At 48.2% G+C, this 19,028-nt stretch carries 17 protein-coding genes; 11 read left to right on the top strand and 6 right to left on the bottom strand.

Going from position 1 to position 19,028, the window contains the following annotated elements; genetic code table 11:
- Window positions 1–341: 341 nt before the first annotated feature.
- Window positions 342–1,466 carry a cyclic dehypoxanthinyl futalosine synthase gene (gene mqnC, locus QZT80_RS19810; protein WP_295126129.1) on the bottom strand — a complete coding sequence of 375 codons (1,125 nt, stop codon included), beginning with the start codon at window positions 1,464–1,466 and terminating at the stop codon, window positions 342–344.
- A gap of 192 nt (window positions 1,467–1,658) precedes the next feature.
- On the opposite strand from mqnC, the gene QZT80_RS19805 reads away from it, so the two are divergent.
- The 3 genes from QZT80_RS19805 to QZT80_RS19795 all read left to right on the top strand — a co-directional run bounded on the left by QZT80_RS19805 (window position 1,659) and on the right by QZT80_RS19795 (window position 5,511).
- Complete coding sequence (locus QZT80_RS19805; RefSeq protein ID WP_295126126.1) at window positions 1,659–2,879, top strand: aspartyl protease family protein; 1,221 nt, start codon at window positions 1,659–1,661, stop codon at window positions 2,877–2,879.
- 108 nt (window positions 2,880–2,987) lie between these two features.
- Window positions 2,988–4,226: a pitrilysin family protein gene (locus QZT80_RS19800; protein ID WP_295126123.1), complete on the top strand. Its 1,239-nt coding sequence runs from the start codon at window positions 2,988–2,990 to the stop codon at window positions 4,224–4,226.
- Between the two features lies 1 nt (window position 4,227).
- Window positions 4,228–5,511: a pitrilysin family protein gene (locus tag QZT80_RS19795; RefSeq protein WP_295126120.1), complete on the top strand. Its 1,284-nt coding sequence runs from the start codon at window positions 4,228–4,230 to the stop codon at window positions 5,509–5,511.
- A 616-nt stretch (window positions 5,512–6,127) separates the two neighbouring features.
- Here QZT80_RS19795 and QZT80_RS19790 read toward each other — a convergent pair.
- Together QZT80_RS19790 and QZT80_RS19785 are read right to left on the bottom strand one after the other, a co-directional pair.
- Entirely contained in the window at window positions 6,128–7,693 is a 1,566-nt protein-coding gene (locus tag QZT80_RS19790; RefSeq protein WP_295126118.1) for an amidohydrolase family protein, read from the bottom strand.
- Window positions 7,694–7,726: 33 nt separating this feature from the next.
- Window positions 7,727–8,158 carry a DUF4440 domain-containing protein gene (locus QZT80_RS19785; RefSeq protein WP_295126115.1) on the bottom strand — a complete coding sequence of 144 codons (432 nt, stop codon included), beginning with the start codon at window positions 8,156–8,158 and terminating at the stop codon, window positions 7,727–7,729.
- 106 nt (window positions 8,159–8,264) lie between these two features.
- On the opposite strand from QZT80_RS19785, the gene QZT80_RS19780 reads away from it, so the two are divergent.
- The 4 genes from QZT80_RS19780 (at window position 8,265) to QZT80_RS19765 (ending at window position 11,954) form a co-directional block, all read left to right on the top strand.
- The gene (locus tag QZT80_RS19780; RefSeq protein ID WP_295126112.1) at window positions 8,265–9,455 is read left to right on the top strand and encodes a DegT/DnrJ/EryC1/StrS aminotransferase family protein; all 1,191 of its coding nucleotides are present in this window, start codon (window positions 8,265–8,267) and stop codon (window positions 9,453–9,455) included.
- Window positions 9,456–9,550: 95 nt separating this feature from the next.
- Window positions 9,551–10,276, top strand: coding sequence for a 3-deoxy-manno-octulosonate cytidylyltransferase (gene kdsB / locus QZT80_RS19775; RefSeq protein ID WP_295126109.1), 726 nt, complete (start codon window positions 9,551–9,553; stop codon window positions 10,274–10,276).
- A 24-nt stretch (window positions 10,277–10,300) separates the two neighbouring features.
- Entirely contained in the window at window positions 10,301–11,377 is a 1,077-nt protein-coding gene (locus QZT80_RS19770) for an iron-containing alcohol dehydrogenase family protein (RefSeq protein ID WP_295126106.1), read from the top strand.
- 82 nt (window positions 11,378–11,459) lie between these two features.
- Window positions 11,460–11,954, top strand: a complete 495-nt coding sequence (locus tag QZT80_RS19765) for a hypothetical protein (protein WP_295126103.1) — start codon at window positions 11,460–11,462, stop codon at window positions 11,952–11,954.
- A gap of 62 nt (window positions 11,955–12,016) precedes the next feature.
- Here the strand turns inward: QZT80_RS19765 and QZT80_RS19760 are convergent, their stop codons facing one another.
- A complete protein-coding gene (locus tag QZT80_RS19760; RefSeq protein ID WP_295126101.1) occupies window positions 12,017–13,231 on the bottom strand; it encodes an MFS transporter in 1,215 nt (404 codons plus the stop codon).
- A gap of 158 nt (window positions 13,232–13,389) precedes the next feature.
- Here QZT80_RS19760 and QZT80_RS19755 point away from each other — a divergent pair, with 158 nt between their 5' ends.
- Window positions 13,390–14,760, top strand: coding sequence for a TlpA disulfide reductase family protein (locus QZT80_RS19755; RefSeq protein ID WP_295126099.1), 1,371 nt, complete (start codon window positions 13,390–13,392; stop codon window positions 14,758–14,760).
- A 194-nt stretch (window positions 14,761–14,954) separates the two neighbouring features.
- Here the strand turns inward: QZT80_RS19755 and QZT80_RS19750 are convergent, their stop codons facing one another.
- Window positions 14,955–15,092 carry a hypothetical protein gene (locus QZT80_RS19750; RefSeq protein ID WP_295126097.1) on the bottom strand — a complete coding sequence of 46 codons (138 nt, stop codon included), beginning with the start codon at window positions 15,090–15,092 and terminating at the stop codon, window positions 14,955–14,957.
- A 37-nt stretch (window positions 15,093–15,129) separates the two neighbouring features.
- A complete protein-coding gene (locus QZT80_RS19745) occupies window positions 15,130–16,089 on the bottom strand; it encodes a hypothetical protein (protein ID WP_295126095.1) in 960 nt (319 codons plus the stop codon).
- Window positions 16,090–16,417: 328 nt separating this feature from the next.
- Here QZT80_RS19745 and dnaN point away from each other — a divergent pair, with 328 nt between their 5' ends.
- From dnaN to QZT80_RS19730, 3 genes are all read left to right on the top strand, one after another.
- Entirely contained in the window at window positions 16,418–17,536 is a 1,119-nt protein-coding gene (gene dnaN, locus QZT80_RS19740) for a DNA polymerase III subunit beta (RefSeq protein WP_295126094.1), read from the top strand.
- Between the two features lie 326 nt (window positions 17,537–17,862).
- A complete protein-coding gene (locus QZT80_RS19735) occupies window positions 17,863–18,687 on the top strand; it encodes a sterol desaturase family protein (RefSeq protein WP_295126092.1) in 825 nt (274 codons plus the stop codon).
- Between the two features lie 52 nt (window positions 18,688–18,739).
- Window positions 18,740–18,994 (top strand): hypothetical protein, encoded by a 255-nt coding sequence (locus QZT80_RS19730; protein WP_295126090.1) that lies wholly within the window; start codon window positions 18,740–18,742, stop codon window positions 18,992–18,994.
- The last annotated feature ends 34 nt before the right edge of the window (window positions 18,995–19,028 follow it).

The raw sequence follows: 19,028 nt of genomic DNA, 5'->3' as shown, positions 1-19,028 counted from the left end.
AGCATTTTACCAGGAAAACCTGACCTGCACCGCTCACACAAACTTTCGTGTGCCGCCATACTATGAAGGTGGATACAGGAAACATACGGGGAAGATACGTGACGAGCGGCCCCTGAGCGGCATGTGGACGGCCGGTAAGCGGCCGGTTAAAGGTTTTTTAGACCTGCAGGTGTGTTTGCGACAGGTGTTGAGGTATATACATGGCCTTGTTGTCTGCTCAATGTAGTTGTTGCCGCTGAAGAGTGCGACGCAACGATGTTAAATAGTATTCCCACCGCTGATCCCCGAAATAAAAAAAGCCGCAACCCAGATGGATTGCGGCTTTATATAAGTGCGTTGAATTAGTAGTTGATCACCTGCTCTTCGATGGCCTGCGGTATTTCGCGGAAGGTGTACAGTTGTGTACGTAACTGCGGCTCAAAACCGGCTTCGCGGATAGCGTCCTGGATGGATTTGTAGGTGAAACGGTGCGGCGCACCGGCAGCGCTTACCACGTTTTCTTCGATCATGATGGAACCGAAGTCGTTGGCACCGGCGTGCAGGCACATTTGGGCTACCGACTTACCCACGGTAAGCCATGAGGCCTGGATGTTTTTCACATTCGGAAGCATAATGCGGCTCATGGCGATCATACGCAGGTACTCTTCGGCCGTGGAGGTGTTGCGAACACCGCGGATGCGGGCCAGCAGGGTATCCACGTCCTGGAAGGTCCAGGGGATGAAGGCGGTAAAACCGTAGTGACCTTCAGGTTTCTCGCTCTGTACCTGGCGAATATCGACCAGGTGTTCGAAACGCTCCAGCACAGTTTCCACATGGCCGAACATCATGGTAGCCGAGCTGGCGATGTTCAGTTTGTGGGCGGCACGCATTACATCGAGCCACTCCTGGGCGCCACACTTGCCTTTGGAAATGAGGCGGCGCACACGATCGTTCAGTATTTCGGCACCGGCCCCGGGAAGGCTGTCCATGCCCGCGGCCTGTAACGCACGCAATACTTCTATATGGGTGCTTTTTTCGAGTTTAGTGATATGGGCCACTTCGGGGGGGCCAAGGGCGTGCAGCCGTACGTCGGGGAACAGTTCTTTCAGTTGCTTAAACAGGTCCACGTAAAAACTGAGTCCCAGTTCAGGGTGGTGCCCGCCCTGCAGCAACAGCTGGTCGCCGCCGTATTTCACCGTTTCGGTGATCTTACGTTTGTATTCTTCGATGTCGGTAATATAGGCCTCAGCGTGGCCTGGAATGCGGTAGAAGTTACAGAATTTGCAATTGGCCGTACAAACATTGGTGGTATTCACATTCCTGTCTATCTGCCATGTCACCTTTCCGTGCGGTACCTGTTTCTTCCTCAACTCGTTGGCGATGTGCATCAGCTCTGCCAACGGTGCGTTCTCAAACATGTACACCCCTTCTTCCGCTGTGAGGAACTCAAATTCCTGCGCTTTTTTGTATAGATCCCGCAATTGCATATAGCAAAGGTACAAAATAAGTGATCGCGTGTTGTAACCGCTACATATCTTGTTTTAGGCTTGTAATCAGTTCGTTATGCCGTATCTGCTGGTTCAGTGGCGCTTTATTGCCGTTTGTAATAAAAAGATAAGGGAGAGAAGCTGTTTTAAGTTAAATTTATAGAACACCCGATGCGCTGAGCATCCCCGATTATGATAAGAAGCCAAAGTCTGTCACACGCACTGTTTGGTATACTCCTGCTTATTTCCACGTTAGCTGCCAGGGCGCAGAGTTCCGGCGTTGATCTCGAAGGGCAGGATGTTTCCCTCATCACCAAATTTCCCTTCCGGCAATACTATGGAGGCGTAGTGGTTATTCGCGCCACGCTTAATCACTATCCGGATACACTGCAGTTTATCCTCGATACGGGCAGCGCCGGCATATCGCTCGACACCATGGCGTGCGTGAGGCTGGGAATTAAGCTCACCGCGTCAGACAGGGTAGTGCGTGGACTGGGGGCGTCTAAAGTGGTATCGTTTGCACAAAATAATACGCTTAACCTGCCCGGACTCAAAGTGGACAGTCTTAACTTTCACGTGAACGACTATGAACTGATCAGCCAGGTGTACGGTTTGCAGATCGATGGTATTATCGGGTACAGCTTTTTAAGCAGGTACATTGTGACCGTAAACTATGATAACGAGGAAATCGGTGTATACGCCAAAGGCAAAGTACGTTACCCCCGCGGCGGTCATCTTTTAAAGCCGAGTATTTCCAATATTCCTATTGTAGCGGCACCGCTGCGTAACGGCAAACAAACGCTGGACCAGCGTTACTACTTTGATACCGGTGCAGGCATGTGTTTGCTGCTGTGCAACCAGTTTGTACAGGACAGTTCCATCCTGGTAAAAAAGAAGAATAAGGTGATACAAACCGAAGCCCAGGGCCTGGGTGGTAAAATGACGATGTCGATCACCACCATGCAGGAGTTCCGGATTGGCCCCTATGCCTTCCGCAACGTACCCACTTACCTTTTCGACGATATCACCAACATTACCTCGTACCCGTCGCTGGCGGGGATGATCGGCAATGACTTACTGCGCCGGTTTAACCTCATCATCAATTATGAGAAGAAAGAAATTTACCTCTACCCCAATACACACTACCGCGATCAGTTCGACTATTCCTACACCGGCCTTATTATGTACCTCATTGACGGGCGGGTGGAAATAACCGATGTAATCAAAGCCTCGCCGGCAGAAAAGGCGGGACTCAGGAAAGGCGACATCCTGGTGGCCGTGAACAACAACTTTTCCAGCAGCCTGCAGGTTTACCGCGAATTGCTGAAAAACGTAGGCTCACGCCCCACCCTGCTGGTAATGCGCGATAAAGAGCTGCTAATTAAGCGAATAGTAGTAAAAAGCATCCTTTAGTACGAATTTTGCCAGGAAACAGGCCGTAGGCTACATAGCCTGAATGTTATAACTTTGTCCGGCCCAGCCTTTTACAGTGCAGGGCATAGGAAACACTAAACAGTAAATATGATCCACTATAATAGATTTACCCTTTCGAATGGCTTAAGGGTGCTGGTACACGAAGATACCACTACGCCCATGGCAGTGATGAACGTGATGTACGATGTTGGCGCGCGTGACGAAGATCCTTCCAAAACCGGCTTTGCCCACCTGTTTGAACACCTGATGTTCGGCGGTTCGGTAAACATCCCGGAGTACGACGAGCCGCTGCAAATGGCAGGTGGCGAAAACAACGCTTATACGACCAACGACCTTACCAATTACTACATATCACTACCGGCCGAAAACCTGGAAACAGCGTTCTGGCTGGAAAGCGACCGTATGCTGTCGCTGGCATTTTCAGATAAAAGCCTGGACGTACAGCGTAAAGTAGTAAGCGAGGAGTTTAAAGAACACTACATCAACAAACCTTATGGCGATGTGTGGCATAAAATGCGCGAACTGGCGTACAGTACTCACCCCTACCGCTGGATGACCATTGGTAAAGAACTGTCGCATATCGAAAACGCCAGCCTCACCGATGTGAAGTCGTTCTTTTTCCGCCACTACCGCCCGGTAAACGCTATACTCGTGGTGGGTGGAAATGTAAAAACCGAGAAGGTGCGCGAACTGGCAGAAAAATGGTTCGGCGATATAGAGCCGGGCGATAAATATACCCGTAACCTGCCGCAGGAGCCCAAACAAAACAGCGCTCATCTGCTCGAAATAAAATCCAAAGTACCACTGGACGCACTTTACATGGCATACCACATGTATCCCCGCCAGGACCCGCGCTACTACGCAGCCGATCTTATTTCCGACATCTTTAGCGGCGGCGGTTCATCGCGGTTGCACCAGGTATTGGTGAAAGAGAAAAAACTGTTCTCCAACATTGACTGTTACCACTTCGGCAGCCTCGACGCAGGTCTGATGGCTATTGACGGCAAACTGGTAAAAGGCGTGAAAATGAACGACGCCGAAGCCGCGATCAAAGAAGAGATACTGAAGTTACAGGAAAACAAAGTGCAGGAGCGCGAGCTGGAAAAAGTGAAGAACCGCGTGGAAAGCATGCTGGCCTTCGAAGATATGTCGCTGCTAAACCGCGCCAACAACCTGGCCTTTTATGAACTGATCGGAAATGCTGAACAGATGAATACCGAATTCGAAAACTACCAGCGTGTAACTACCGACGATATTCAACGCGAAGCGCAGCTCATTTTCGACGAAAAGAATTCCAACACCATTCATTACTACGCAGAAAATTAATATGATAAACAGAACAGAAGCCCCCCTGATAAAAGATGCAGTAGAATTTGACGTGGTGCTGAAACCTTACGAGAAACATGTATTGGACAATGGCATTCCCGTTTACTCCGTTGCTTCTAACGAACAGGATACGATACAACTGGAACTGGTGTTCCCTGGCGGCAGCTGGTACGAAACAGAAAGCCTGGTAGCATCATCCACCAACTTCCTGATGAAGAACGGCGCCGGTAAACATTCTGCATTGGACATTAACGAGCAGATCGAGTACTACGGTGCTTACCTGAGCCGCGCCAGCAGTCACGAAAACGCCACTTACACCCTGCACAGTTTAACCAAACATATAGAGAAGCTGCTGCCCACTATGGCAGAAGTTATTCTTGATCCCACCTTCTCCGAAGAAGAGCTGGCCACCTTTAAGCAGAACATGAAACAGCGGCTGGTAGTGAGTTTGCAGAAGTGCGACTTTGTAGCCAACCGTTATATTGACAAGTACCTGTTCGGTGAGTTTCACCCATACGGCCGCGTAAGCACCATGATGGCGTACGATGCACTGCAAACCGAAGATCTGCGCGCGTTCTACAAAAAGCAGTACACATTTAACAACTGTAAAATATTCATTGCCGGTAATTTACCCGCTAACATTATCCCCCTGCTTAACCAATACTTTGGTAGCAACGATTGGAATGGCCGCAGCGAAATACTTCGCCCCGATCTGCCTATCATGCCCGCAGAGGAAAAGAAGCACAGGATATTTAACGACGAGAATGGTGTACAAGGCGCAGTGCGCATAGCGCGCCCCTTCCCCAACCGCTACCACCCCGACTTCCCGAAGATGCTCGTCCTTAACACCATCTTCGGTGGCTATTTCGGTTCAAGGTTGATGAGTAACATCCGCGAGGATAAAGGTTATACTTACGGCATTCACTCCCATCTCTCCAACTTCCGCCAAACAAGCGCGCTGACCATTCAAACAGAAGCCGGCCGGGATGTGTGCGAAAAAACGGTAGAAGAAGTATACAAGGAACTGGCCATCCTGCAACAGGAGCAGGTTCCCGAAGACGAACTGATGCTGGTGCGCAACTACATGATAGGCTCCATCCTCGGCGATCTTGACGGTGCGTTCCAGGTAATACAACGCTGGAAAAACCTGATCCTGAACGAGCTGGACGAGAGCTACTTCTACAATAATATCCAGGTGATAAAGAGCATTAGTGCAGCCGAGTTACAAGTGCTGGCACAGCGGTATTTTAATAAAGAGGATTTTTATGAGTTGGTGGTGATATAATCGCCTTGTTGATATTAGGAAAGCCGCGGTGTGTACTGCGGCTTTTTTTGTTTGGAGAGGTGTTAGGCGATTACGTGTTGCCGAAGCAACGCTTCCCCTGGCCGTCATGGCGAGGAACGAAGCCATCCTCGTGCGCAGTCTTCGCTTTAGTAAAGCTCAGCATCCGGGTAACGCAAACGGAGCAACGCTCTCCCAGGGCGTCATGGCGAGGAACGAAGCCATCCTCGTGCGCAGTCTTCGCGTCAGTAAAGCTCAGCATCCGGGTAACGCAAACGGAGCAACGCTCTCCCAGGGCGTCATGGCGAGGAACGAAGCCATCCTCGTGCGTAGTCTTCGCGTCAGTAATTCGCAACTGCGTTATCAGGTTGACAATAGCAAGGCAGGCATCCGTCCCCGTCCGTCTTGATGGGAGCGGCTTGCATTAACAAGAATGTACGTTACGGATTGTATGTTGCTGCGCATTACTTCAATTAATTCAAGGTTTACTGGAGCGAAGACTGCGCACGAGGATGGCTTCGTTCCTCGCCATGACGCACAGGGTGATACCCGCGTTAGCGGGCACACAATAGGATTGGGGCCGTTCGATGATCCGGTCCACTAAAACATCCGGCGACCATTAGTTAGCAGCCCCTCCCTTCAACACCACCCCCTTCCTCACCCCCGTATGTTTCCCCTCGTCAACAGTAACTTCCCCATTCACCAACACATACTTAAACCCGCTCGAATACTGGTGCGGCTTATCAAAAGTAGAGTTATCCGTCACGGTAGCAGGATCGAATATCACAATGTCTGCATAATAGCCGGGTAGCAACAACCCTCTTCCTGTAAGATGAAATTTTTGTGCAGGCAGAGAAGTCATGCGGCGGATAGCCTCTTCCAGACTAATGACCTTTTCATCGCGTACATACTTGCCTAATACACGGGCGTTAGTGCCATAACCACGCGGATGCGGCACACCCACATTGAATTCGCGGATGCTGGCATCGGAAGCAAACATGTTAAAGGGGTATTTCATGATGTACTTCACATCCTCTTCATTCATGCTGTGGAACACCATGCCCGCACCGCCCTGCTGTACCATCGTTAATACCGTGTTTACTTCTTCTTTGAGTTTCGGTTTGTTGCCGCGTATCACGTTTATCTCTGCGATGTTCTTTCCATTAAGCGTGGTGTCTGTTTTGAAATACGCGACTACCGCGTAGTCGAGGTGTTTCATCTTACGCGATTTATAAGTAGCCAGCATTTCGTCTGCTATCTTTTTACGGATAGCGGGTGTTGATAATCGATGTACAATAGAGTCGCGGCCACCCGAAAGCGCCCAGTCGGGCACCATGGTATTAAGCGAAGTGCTGCTGGCCGTGTAAGGGTATTGGTCGATGGTTACTTCTATTCCTTCTGCCCTGGCCTTTTCCACCATCGCTACCGTTTGTTTCGAGTTGCCCCAGTTCTTTTTACCACCTACTTTAAAGTGAGATATTTCTACCGGTATGTTAGCCTGCCTGCCAATGGTGAGGGCTTCTTCAATAGCCTCCGTAACATGATCGGCTTCGTTACGCATATGGGTGGCGTATACACCGTTGTAACGGGCGGCAACTTTGGCGAGGCCTACCACTTCCTCCGTTTTGGCGTACATACCGGGCAGGTAAATAAGCCCGGTGCTAAGTCCTACTGCCCCGTCACGCATGGCCTTTTCCACCATGGCTTCCATTTGCTGCTGTTCCTGCGGCGTAGGCTTACGATCGCTGTTGCCTATGATGGCGCGGCGAACATCGTTGTGGCCGATAAAGGAGGCCACGTTTACAGCTAGTTTAGTGCTGTCGAGTTTATAGAAGTAACGGGCAAGGTCGGGATTAGAAGAGCCGCAGTTGCCCGTAATCACCGTGGTAACGCCATCGAGAATAAAATTATCGGCCGTCGGCACTTTAAATTCATCGCCTTCGATGTGCGTGTGTACATCGATAAAACCGGGAGCGACGGTGAGGCCTTTGGCGTCGATGGTTTTAGTGGCGGTATAAGTGCCGCGTGGCAGAATTTTACCATTCGCAATGGCGAGGTCGCCGTAGTACCAGTTATTACCGGTGCCGTCGATAATGCGGGCGTTCTTTATGAGCAGGTCACATTGCTGGGCCTGCGTAAGCGTGTAACACAACAGCAAGGCGCCGGTGAACAGTATTTTTCTCATCCTCTGAAGTTTAGGTCCGGTTGATAAAAAGGCTTAACTACTATGGTCGGCAACGATCTTCCATTCACCCTTTATCTTTTGAAGGGTAAGGCTAAAGTGACCCGATATGTCGCCGATGGTACGCACCAGGCTCCATTTGCCAATCACCAGGTACACATCCTTAGCCAGCAGTTTAAATTCCAGCAGGTTAAAGGTGAGCTGGCCCATGGCGTCTTTGTTAGGGTACGATTTCTTATACCGGTCCAGCGTAGCCTGCCAGCCATAAGTCACCCCGTTTTTACCAATAAACAGCAGCGAGTCCGATTTCCAGTAAGTGGTCATGAACGTTTCGAGGTCCTGGCGGTTCCAGGCGTCGGATTGCACCTTCATCAGGGCTTTTATCTTTTCCACCTCATTTTGCTGTGCTTTTGCAGTAATGGTAGGGGCAAATACAAATATTGCTATGATAATGATGAGTGAACGCATGTTAAATTTTTAGCAAAAGATAAACAGTTTTTAGCGCGCAGCATGTTCCGATTATGCTACCTTTGCACAACATAAAAAAATAGACCGAAGTATAAAAATATAAGCTATGCCCGGATATGAACTTTTCGACGACGCGGAAAAGAAAGAAGTAATGGATGTGCTGGAAACAGGCATCTACATGCGTTATGGCTTTGATGGCCCACGTAAGGGCATCTGGAAGGCGAAGGAACTGGAGCAGGCGCTTTGCGAGCGTTTCGATGTGAAGTACGCGCAGCTTACGTCCAGCGGTACCACCGCCCTTACCACTGCTATGGCAGCCCTTGGTATTGGTTATGGTGATGAAGTGATCATGCCTACTTTTACCTTCGTTGCCAGCTTTGAAGCTGTATTATCCGTGGGCGCTATTCCCGTGCTGGTAGATGTGGACGATACGCTCACACTCGACCCTGCCGCAGTAAAAGCTGCCATCACTCCCAAAACAAAGGTGATCATGCCGGTACACATGTGTGGCGGTATGGCCGACCTCGATGCACTGAAGGCTATTTGCAAAGAGCATAACCTGCTGCTGCTCGAAGATGCCTGCCAGGCCATTGGTGCTACCTATAAAGGTCAGGCGCTCGGTTCTATCGGTAACGCCGGTACTTTCTCCTTCGACTTCGTTAAAACCGTTACCTGCGCCGAAGGTGGTGTTGTACTCACCAACGACGAACAGGCTTATACCAAATCCGATGCGTTCTCCGATCATGGTCACGACCACCTGGGCGTTGATCGTGGTGCCGACCTGCATCCTTTCCTTGGAGTGAACTACCGTATTTCCGAACTGCACGCAGCAGTAGGTCTTGCACAAATCCGCAAGCTGGACAAGTTCCTGGAAATTCAGCGTAACAATAAAGAGGTGTTGAAAGCAGCACTGGAAGGTATTCCGGGTGTTACTTTCCGTCGCCTGCCCGATCCTAAGGGCGATGCTGCTACCTTCCTCAGTTTCTTTTTGCCCGATGCAGAGAAAGCTGCTGCTGCTGCTGCTGCTATTAAAGCAGCCGGTATCCCTGCTTTCTACTGGTTCGATAACAACTGGCACTACATCCGCAAATGGAATCACTTTAAAGAAGGGATATCACTTACAGGATTTGGCCCTGAAGTAAAACAAGCGATGGAAACTTATAAAACCAAACAGTTCCCTGCTTCCGATGCGATCATCAGCCGCACCATTTCAACGCCCATCAACCTTACCTGGGATGATGCCGAACTGGCGGCGAGAGCGGAGAAACTGGCTAAAGCTGTTAAAAGCGTTTTATAAGAGATAATGACAAAATTTTCACCACGATATAAAGGAGTGGCGCAGCGTTAAACACTGTGCCGCTCCTTTGTGTTGTCAGAGAAATAAAATACGGAATGAAAAAGATAGCCATGATCCCCGCACGGTATGGGGCTTCCCGCTTTCCGGGTAAGATGATGGCCCAGCTGGGCGGCAAATCTGTTATACGGCGCACCTACGAATCGACTGTAAATACAGGGGTGTTCGACGAGGTGATCGTGGTAACAGACAGCGATATCATTTATAATGAAATTACCCAGCATGGCGGTAAAGCCGTGATGAGTAAAAAAGAGCACGAATGCGGCTCAGACCGTATCGCCGAAGCGGTGGCCGACATGGATGTGGAGATCGTGGTGAATGTGCAGGGCGACGAACCTTTCACACAAAAGGAACCACTGGAGAAACTGTTGAAGGTGTTTGAGGGCGAAGAAGGTAAAAAGGTACAGGTAGCATCGCTGATGCAGGTGCTGACCGACCCCGCGCTGGTGGCCGACCCTAACTACGTGAAAGTGGCGGTGGACCTGAACTTCAACTCACTCATGTTCTCCCGCTCCGTAATACCTTATCACCGCGACCAAACGGTTACGCCTGTATATTACGAGCATATTGGTATTTATGCTTTCCGTAAAGAAACGCTGCTCGCCTTTACCCAGTGGCCGATGACGCCGTTGGAAACCGCCGAAAAAGTAGAATGCCTGCGTTATCTTGAGCATGGTATTCCATTAAAAATGGTGGTTACCGAATACATGGGGGTGGAGATAGATACGCCGGAAGACCTTATAAGGGCAGAGAAATTTTTGTAACAAAGACTCAGTTAAACCAACGATATGAAATTCAGGAACTTTAAAATGATAGGATACGTGATCTTCGGTCGCGGTTCCTTTGGACAGCTAGACGAGATCATTGCGCCACAGCGTAAAGGCGATGCGCCCATGATCTTTTTTGTGGACCATGTTTTTGAAGGCAACGCGGCGTTCAACGCCCGTATTCCATTGCGTGGTAAGGACAAGGTGATATTTATAGACGTTACGCACGAACCTAAAACTACTTATGTGGACAGGCTGCGCGACGAGCTTACAGCCGAATTCGGAACAGTGTCCGGCATCATCGGTATTGGCGGCGGCTCCGTAATGGACATGGCCAAAGCAGTATCCCTGATGATGAACAACCCCGGTTCCTCAGCCGATTACCAGGGCTGGGACCTTGTGAAGTTCCCGGGTGTTTATAAAGTAGGTATTCCCACACTGGCCGGTACCGGAGCCGAAGTAAGCCGCACCTGCGTGCTGACAGGCCCTACCCGTAAACTGGGCATGAACTCCGACTTCACCCCCTTCGACCAGATCGTACTCGATCCCGAATTAATAAAAGATGCGCCGGTGAACCAGCGTTTCTATACCGCCATGGATTGCTATATCCATTGCATTGAAAGTCTGCAGGGCACCTACCTCAACGCCTTCAGCAAGTCTTACGGCGAAAAAGCATTGGAGCTTTGCCAGGAAATATTCCTGAAAAAAGATAACTGGGACGATGATGCCGACGATAAACTGATGATGGCATCTTACGCCGGCGGTATGAGTATTGCCTACTCCCAGGTAGGTGTTGCGCATGCCGTGAGCTATGGCCTGGCTTACCTTTTGGGCACTAAACACGGTATCGGTAACTGCATCGTGTTCGATAAAATTGAAGAGTTTTATCCCGAAGGTGTGAGAGAATTCAGGCAGATGGTGCAGAAGCATAATATCGAAATTCCGCAGGGTATTACCAAAGGGTTGACCGATGCAGATTTCAATACCATGATAGACGTATCGCTGGGTATGGCACCACTGTGGGAAAACGCCCTTGGCTCCACCTGGAAAGAGCAGATGACACGCGAGCGTTTACGTGCGCTGTACGAGCAATTCTAAACCGTTGTTTATTACGTATATTTATTTAACACGGCGGACCATTAATCTGGTTCGCCGTTGTTGCATCTGCTAAATTCTGCTTATGAAAGATAATATTGAGCAACTGGCTTCCGCGTACCTGATGGCATTAGCTAAAACCGAAGAGCGTCGCCGTTACTGGAATGAAAAGACCAAACCATTCGTGTTCCAATACCTAACGGCCATTGCCGGAAAGTACCCATTGCCCTGGAAAGCAGGCGCCAACGAACTGGTAGAAGGTTTGGAGGCCGTATATATAGCGCTGGAAGCAACTCCCAGTGGTATTGCCGAACGTGGCCCCTTTAATATGGTGCATAAATTAAAGGCAGGCGCATTCCTTTCCCTGTCGCAGAACCGTAACGGGCAGGTAATTGTGTGGATGTCCTTTCCATTTATAGATGGTTTGCAGGATGAGGCGCCGAAAAAGGAAACATTTGAAACGGTGGAGCCGGAAGAGGTAGATGAAGCCTTGCTTGTGCGTTGCCTGGAGAAGTTCCTGGTAGAACTGGCAAATTGGGAAGATGATGCGAAAGAGGAGATAGGCTTCCTGCGTAAGTAGGGGGCATGCTAAATTATTTACGGGTTGATGAGTGGCCAAGTCATTCATCAACCCGTATTTATTTAATCCTTTTTACGGACCATGGAGGCCTTAACCGTGGTTTTCCAGTTACGGTTGCCCTGCACGAACAGGAGGTAAACAGTGGCCAGCACCGTAACAAAGGCCATTACGTAAAAGGTGGTAGCGAAATAAGCAGCATTGTTATGGTAGATCTTCGCAGAGAAGTAAGCACCAAGACCGATGCCCGCTTCCAGGGCAATGTACATGGTAGCCAATGCGCGGCCGCGGTGTTCCGGTTGACCGAGGTCGATGGTCCAGGCGGTAACCACGGGAGAGTTAATGCCTAGTGATACACCGTATACCAAAGCAGCAACTAATAAGGCGATGGGCGTAGTAGCCATGGCAATCATCACCATAGAAACAGCCATTAAAGCAGTAGATATTTTTAATAGCGGCACGCGGCCGTATTTATCAGAAGTTTTACCGGCGAACAGGCGTATGGCAATAGAACTGGCAGTGAAAACTGTGAAGAAAACACCCTTGTTCTTCATGCCCAGGTGATCGCAGAGGTCGGGAATAACCGTGAGCAGCGCGCCGTAACATACATAAGTGAGGAAGGTAACAAAGGCAGCAGGCCATACTGCAGGTTCAACGATCTCGTTACGTGATATCTTCAGCAGGTTTAGAGAAAAGCGTTGTTTAACAGGCAATGTTTCCTTCATGGCCCCCACTAATATCACCACCGAAAGCAGCGCGAATACCGCCGACAACTGGAACATCACCATTATCCCCCAAATACTCGCTACGAACCCGCCAATGGCCGGGCCTGCCGATAAACCGACAGTGCTGAACAGGCCAATCATTCCCATAGCCTCAGCCCGCCTGTTAAAGGGCACCAGGTCGGCTACGTACGCCGAGGTGGCAGTAGGTTTAAAGCCAGTGGAAAAGCCATGAAAGAAGCGGAGCAGTAAAAATGCGGCCACCGAACTTACCAGCGGGTACAACAGGCTGCACACCACGCATACCACCGAGCCGAATATCATTACGGGAATGCGGCCAACCGTATCGGTAAGTTTGCCGCTGAACGGGCGCGAAAGGCCGGCCATTAATGTGAACAGGCCAATGATGTACCCTTTGTAATCTGCGCCACCAAGGCTGGTGAGGTAGGCAGGCAGTTCGGGGATCATCATGTTGAAGCTGGCAGAGAAAAACGCGTTGCTTAAGCAGAGTAAGAAAAACTGAAAGGTGTAAATTTTGCCATTCGTCAACTGGTCCATGCCGCAAAATTAGGATTATTGGTTCACTGGGCGCGGGGCTTTTTATCATTTATCGGCGATTTTGAACCGCTGGCCATAACATTCTTACGCTATTTGCCGGGGAATCGTATTTTTAGACCGTTAAGTTAGAATACCAACGTTAAAATTTATTGTGATCTATGAGTAAGAACAAACTCCGCCTTCTATCGGCGGCTTTTGGCGTATTCGCCATGCTAACTACCCATGCGGCCGTTCCGCCAACTATCATTCAGGGTAAAGTAAACAAAGAGAAGCCAGGCACCCTCTATTTCTACACCGTTAAAGAAGGTGAAATGCAGGAATACGCGCATACCCGCGTAGGGGCCGACAATGGTTTTATAATGGGTATATCGGCTGTTGAAGAAGGATACTACTATGTTTCCGACAACAAAAGGGATTACATCCGCCTGTACCTGAAACCCGGCGAGCAGGTAAAAATGAACCTCTCCGAAGATGCGCGTTATGAGCTGGTAAACCCATCTGCAGAAAACAAACTATTGTTAGAGTGGGCCAATCAAAGCGTAGATCTGAGGCGTAAGGCGCTGATGATCAAATCGGACACTGCCACCTATGTGAGCTTCTTCCCCAAGTTCGAGCAAATGGAAAAAAGTGCGGCAGCACTGAAGGCGAAAGCCACCACATCTAACAAGAAGTTTAATGAACTGTTTAAGTTTACGGTAGATGCCGACCTGGAGCTGATCGCCCTGTCGTTCCTCTATACACCGCATCCGAAACATCCTTCCAAAGAACAGTACATCAAATTTTACAGTGGTATTTCCCAGGCATCCAAATACTGCGATGGTAAAATATTGAAACTGGGCGAAGCGGGTAAACTCGTGGGTTTCTATACCACCTGGAGCCTGGTGAATAGCCAGCGGGGAAAGATGGAGCAGGCGGAAATGCTGAAATGGAGTACCTCCCTGTTTTGCAACGACACGCTGAAAGGCATGCAGATCGTCAACTCGCTGCGTGGTTATAAAAGCTACGACAAATTGGTAGCCGCGGTAGATCCGTTAAAAAAATACCTTACCAAAGATCAGTTGGCCGCCTACACCGAGTACGAGAAATCACTGCGCTCGTTCAAAGCCGGCGAACCTGGTCTTAACTTCTCTTATCCTGATATGACAGGCAAAAGCGTTTCGCTGAAAGACCTGAAAGGTAAGGTGGTGCTGGTAGACGTGTGGGCTACCTGGTGTGGCCCCTGTAAGGCAGAAATCCCATCGCTGAAAGCGCTGGAAAAAGAGATGCACGACAAAGACGTAGCTTTTGTAAGTATTTCTGTAGATGTAGAAAAGGACAAGGAAAAGTGGAAAGAATTCGTGGAGAAAGAGCAGCTCACGGGCATTCAGTTGTTTGCAACAGGCTGGAGCGATATCACTAAATACTATAACATCACGGGCATTCCGCGGTTTATGGTATTTGACCAGCAGGGCAACATTGTTACCATCGATGCGCCTCGTCCATCATCGCCGGATTTGAAAAAGTTACTGGAAAAAACGTTGAAGAACTAAGCAGACATCCGCAAAATAGCTGGGCTGGCCATGTTTGTGGTCAGCCCTTTTTAATGTGAGTTCATGGGCTGTCCGCAGCAGCTTCAGCGGGATGTTTTATCGGCGCTGATAAGGGGTGTTGCGGGGCTGGGTTAAAAAGCGAAGGCCGGTTTGCGTAGCAAACCGGCCTTCTATAATTAAGTTAAATGAAAAGCTTATTTCTTAACGTACTTTACTGTTGCATAAAGAAGCATCAAAGCAAATGCAATGATCGTTACCCAGCATCCGATGAAACCTATCTGATCGCCAATCTGGTAGAATGTAGTAGTAGTTACGTTAGTTTCCAGCAACATAATAAAGCATTTTAATAATACGGGTGCAAATTAGCTATTAAACAGCAAATTGCCAATGATTTTTCGATTTTGCCAGATAATTAATGCAGCTGGCAGGGATGTTCGGCTTCACGTGGCGGTTTTGCGCGATGTTCAGCAGGTTTTTGAATCTGCGTTTCTGCCGGTAATTGTCGAGAAATTCGGGTGTTAAAATACGTTCTTCTTTACCCTGTTTGGTTTTAAGGGTAGGCGTATTGCTGCCGGTGCTTTTCAACTTAAAGTTGACCGAATGGGTTTGGCTGGATGCGGCCATTACGTTCCGCATCAGTTGTTCTACATCAGCTTCGGTGCGGGCTTTATAAAAGCCGGGTACCGACCGTGTGAGTACCGAATCCCAGTTTTCGCCGTCAACGGAACGGCCCGAGAAGCTGTAGTGTACGCCATTCCAGTAACGGGCCAGCGATAACATCTGGTAAGGCATATTAGGGTACTGGATGTCCTGGTAGAATAATACACTCTCCAGTTTGTCCGATACTTCGTAATTATTGTGAACAGCGCTGATTTGCGCATTCTGCTCGATAAACTGCAACTGCGCGCGAAGATTATCGTCGAGCATAGTATTGGTGGCAATCCAGTTGTTATTGCCCGGTCGCGGGCTGGCGTTAATGCCAGAGGGAACCACGTTTCCCAGGGAAGAAAGCATCTTCTGCATGGCCTGGTTAAACTGGGCCTTATTTACCACACGTTCCACCGTATAAAGATTGCTCAGGAACACCGAATCGGCGTCCATCGCATTTTCAGCTACCTTAGGATGGTTGTACTTTACAAATCCCCACACTTTAATGTACGCCTCCAGGGCAGTGTACTGTATAGTGTTTCCCACCACCGGCTTCTTCTTAACGGTGGCTGTGGACTTAGTGGATTTTTTCTTCTTTACAGGGGTGTTCTTTTTCTGCGCTAACCCCAGTTGGCAAAACATCAGGAGGACCAGCACGCACAGGCTCAATAGTTTTTTCATGCTGTTTACATAGTTTAAACGGTTCGATTCACAGGTGCTTAAACAGGCATTTGGTACCTTACATTGCTATAGGACAAGGCAAAGCTAATTAAATATTTTTTTAATACAATAGCTGGCTATATTTTTTATGAACGTTTTTTTGGGGATGTTCTTGTGTGGACGAGTACGTTTTTTATTGAAATAGTCAGATTTTGTTGAGCGGCACACATGTTAGAAATAAGTTTAATGGCGGGTTTTGTCACTTAAAAATATCCACCTATTAAGTCTGAATGACAAAACTTTCTATCTTTGTTTACATTACATTTACAGGAATCATTTAAACAACCTTATGAAGTTTATCGTTTCGTCCTCTGCTTTATTGAAACAATTGCAACAGATCAGTGGTGTTATTAACTCTAATACGGTATTGCCGATACTGGAAGATTTTCTTTTCCTGATTGATAAAAATGAGCTTACCGTAGTAGCAACCGACCTGGAAACAGTGATGAAAGTGAAGCTGGAGGTAGAAGCCAAAGAGAGCGGACGCATTTGTATCCCTGCAAAGATATTAATGGACTCGCTTAAGAATTTGCCCGATCAGCCACTTAGCTTTAATGTGGATACAACTACCTATGCGGTAGAAATCACTTCCGACAATGGTAAATACAAGGTGATGGGCGAAAATCCGGAGAACTTCCCGAAAGAACCGGCTGCTGAAGATGCTACCGCTTTCACGATGCCTTCTTCTGCAATTGTTACCGCTATCAACAAATCACTGTTTGCGGTGAGCAACGACGATCTTCGTCCGCAAATGACAGGCGTGTATTTCGAGCTGGCCCCGGAGAGCATCACTTTCGTTGCCACCGACGCACACCGTCTTGTTAAATATATCCGTACAGACGTTAAATGCCCTTCTTCCGATAACTTCATCGTGCCTAAAAAGCCGTTGAACCTGCTGAAGGCCGTACTGCCCGATAATGAAAGCCAAATTAAAGTGGCTTACAGCCAGAACCACTTCTTTGTAACGCACGAAAATGCACAGATGATCTGTCGCCTTATCGATGCCCGTTTCCCGGACTACAAGGTGGTAATACCTAAAGAGAACCCTTATCGTCTGGTAGTGGCTAAAAGCGATTTCCAGAACGCGCTGAAGCGTGTAAGCGTATTCTCTAATAAAAGCACTAACCAGGTAGCCTTAAGCATTACAGGCAGCGAACTGCAGCTCTCCGCCCAGGATGTGGACTTCTCCTTTGAAGGTAACGAGCGTATGAACTGCCAGTACAATGGAGAGGACATGCAGATCGCCTTTAACGCTAAGTTCCTGATCGAAATGCTGCACGCTGCAGAAGGCGATGAGATCTCTATTGAGCTTTCTACCCCTACTAAAGCAGGCATCTTAAAACCTTCAGATAAGACCGATCACGAGGACTTGCTGATGCTGGTGATGCCGTTGCTGCTGAATAACTAACCTTCCTCTCACATCATAAACGATATATATATCAATTCTTCTTTACTGCGTAACTTATTACAGATGAGTCGATAAGAAGAAAACGAAGTAGGATTGTTTGTAATGTGACGTAAGCGAGCCATCAGTTAATAAATTCTTAACATATGAAGCAATCTCTTTTATAAGGGATTGCTTTTTTTATAATATAAAATCTTCCGAAAACCCCACCTATTGTGCAAAATGAAGTAATTTTCCACTGTTAAAAGCAAGCAAACCTGTAACCATATTGTAGCTCCAATCGCTCTACCCTAGGAAAAACTCCCGTTTTGGCGATAAATACAGGGATTATGATCGGATTTTTTGAAAACATTCCATCGTACTATCGCACCGCCTTGCTTGTAGCCGGTTTAATGTTGTTATGGATAATAGAAGGTGTGATTCCACGATTTCGATTTAGCAACAACAATAAATACCGGCACGCGGGTACAAATTTGTTCTTTACGCTGACAACCGCCGTAGTGAATCTTGGTTTTGCCTTTCTGATCGTCAAAGCATCGGAATGGACAAGTGCAGAGAAATTCGGTGTTTTATACTGGCTTGGATTGCCTTTGTGGGCACATTTGCTGGGGGCTTTGCTGATGATGGACTTCATCGGTGCTTACCTGGTACATGTGATACAACATAAGGTAGCGTGGATGTGGCATTTTCATAAAGTGCACCATACGGACAAGGAGGTAGATGCCACCACCGCCCTGCGCCACCACCCGGGAGAAAGTATATTTCGTGTAGTAGCCCTTTTTCTGGCAATAGCCTTAATGGGGGTACCTGTTTGGATGGTGATGTTGTACCAGACGATTTCGGCTTTTATGTCGCAGTTTAATCATGCCAACATTAAACTTCCGAAGTGGCTGGACACAGCTTTAAGCTGGATCATCGTTTCGCCGGACATGCACAAGGTACACCATAGTACCTGGCAACCGCAAACAGACTCGAATTATGCTAACATCTTCTCCATATGGGACAGGCTGTTCGGCACATTTGTAAAAGTAAAAGACACAACAAGCATACGTTATGGACTGGACGAGTACATGGACGGGCGCTACCAGCAAATAGGACCGCTGTTAAAGGCACCATGGAAGGACGAAAAGAAGAAACAACGGAAACATGACTGAATAACGTTTAAGACACTAAGTTTTTTTGTATCACCTCTATAAAATTCGAATTATGCAACACACCATTAGCACACCCAAAATTGCCGGATTTATTTCATTAATTATCGGCATTGTTACTGCTGCTTTCGCTTTCATCAGCGATTCTACAGAAGCAAAAATTCTGATGGGAGCTGCGAGTATTTTTGCATCACTTGTATCAATTGTTTTTGCGCGTAAGACTACAGAAAATCTGCAGATGGCAGTGGCTGGACTGTTCCTTTCACTGGTTGCCTGCGTTGTAGGTTTATGGCAGTACTATAACCTCTAGGAAAACCACTAAGAATAATATCGGGAGTGCTGGA

The organism is uncultured Chitinophaga sp., assembly GCF_902168175.1.
In the GTDB taxonomy this organism is placed as follows: Bacteria; Bacteroidota; Bacteroidia; order Chitinophagales; family Chitinophagaceae; genus Chitinophaga.
This window is presented reverse-complemented; position numbering and strand designations above follow the sequence as displayed.

Excerpts from the sequence above, each read along its gene's own strand:
- mqnC (WP_295126129.1), bottom strand. The coding sequence starts at position 1,466 with ATGCAATTGCGGGATCTATACAAAAAAGCGCAGGAATTTGAGTTCCTC.
- QZT80_RS19805 (WP_295126126.1), top strand. The coding sequence starts at position 1,659 with ATGATAAGAAGCCAAAGTCTGTCACACGCACTGTTTGGTATACTCCTG.
- QZT80_RS19800 (WP_295126123.1), top strand. The coding sequence starts at position 2,988 with ATGATCCACTATAATAGATTTACCCTTTCGAATGGCTTAAGGGTGCTG.
- QZT80_RS19795 (WP_295126120.1), top strand. The coding sequence starts at position 4,228 with ATGATAAACAGAACAGAAGCCCCCCTGATAAAAGATGCAGTAGAATTT.
- QZT80_RS19790 (WP_295126118.1), bottom strand. The coding sequence starts at position 7,693 with ATGAGAAAAATACTGTTCACCGGCGCCTTGCTGTTGTGTTACACGCTT.
- QZT80_RS19785 (WP_295126115.1), bottom strand. The coding sequence starts at position 8,158 with ATGCGTTCACTCATCATTATCATAGCAATATTTGTATTTGCCCCTACC.
- QZT80_RS19780 (WP_295126112.1), top strand. The coding sequence starts at position 8,265 with ATGCCCGGATATGAACTTTTCGACGACGCGGAAAAGAAAGAAGTAATG.
- kdsB (WP_295126109.1), top strand. The coding sequence starts at position 9,551 with ATGAAAAAGATAGCCATGATCCCCGCACGGTATGGGGCTTCCCGCTTT.
- QZT80_RS19770 (WP_295126106.1), top strand. The coding sequence starts at position 10,301 with ATGAAATTCAGGAACTTTAAAATGATAGGATACGTGATCTTCGGTCGC.
- QZT80_RS19765 (WP_295126103.1), top strand. The coding sequence starts at position 11,460 with ATGAAAGATAATATTGAGCAACTGGCTTCCGCGTACCTGATGGCATTA.
- QZT80_RS19760 (WP_295126101.1), bottom strand. The coding sequence starts at position 13,231 with ATGGACCAGTTGACGAATGGCAAAATTTACACCTTTCAGTTTTTCTTA.
- QZT80_RS19755 (WP_295126099.1), top strand. The coding sequence starts at position 13,390 with ATGAGTAAGAACAAACTCCGCCTTCTATCGGCGGCTTTTGGCGTATTC.
- QZT80_RS19750 (WP_295126097.1), bottom strand. The coding sequence starts at position 15,092 with ATGTTGCTGGAAACTAACGTAACTACTACTACATTCTACCAGATTGGC.
- QZT80_RS19745 (WP_295126095.1), bottom strand. The coding sequence starts at position 16,089 with ATGAAAAAACTATTGAGCCTGTGCGTGCTGGTCCTCCTGATGTTTTGC.
- dnaN (WP_295126094.1), top strand. The coding sequence starts at position 16,418 with ATGAAGTTTATCGTTTCGTCCTCTGCTTTATTGAAACAATTGCAACAG.
- QZT80_RS19735 (WP_295126092.1), top strand. The coding sequence starts at position 17,863 with ATGATCGGATTTTTTGAAAACATTCCATCGTACTATCGCACCGCCTTG.
- QZT80_RS19730 (WP_295126090.1), top strand. The coding sequence starts at position 18,740 with ATGCAACACACCATTAGCACACCCAAAATTGCCGGATTTATTTCATTA.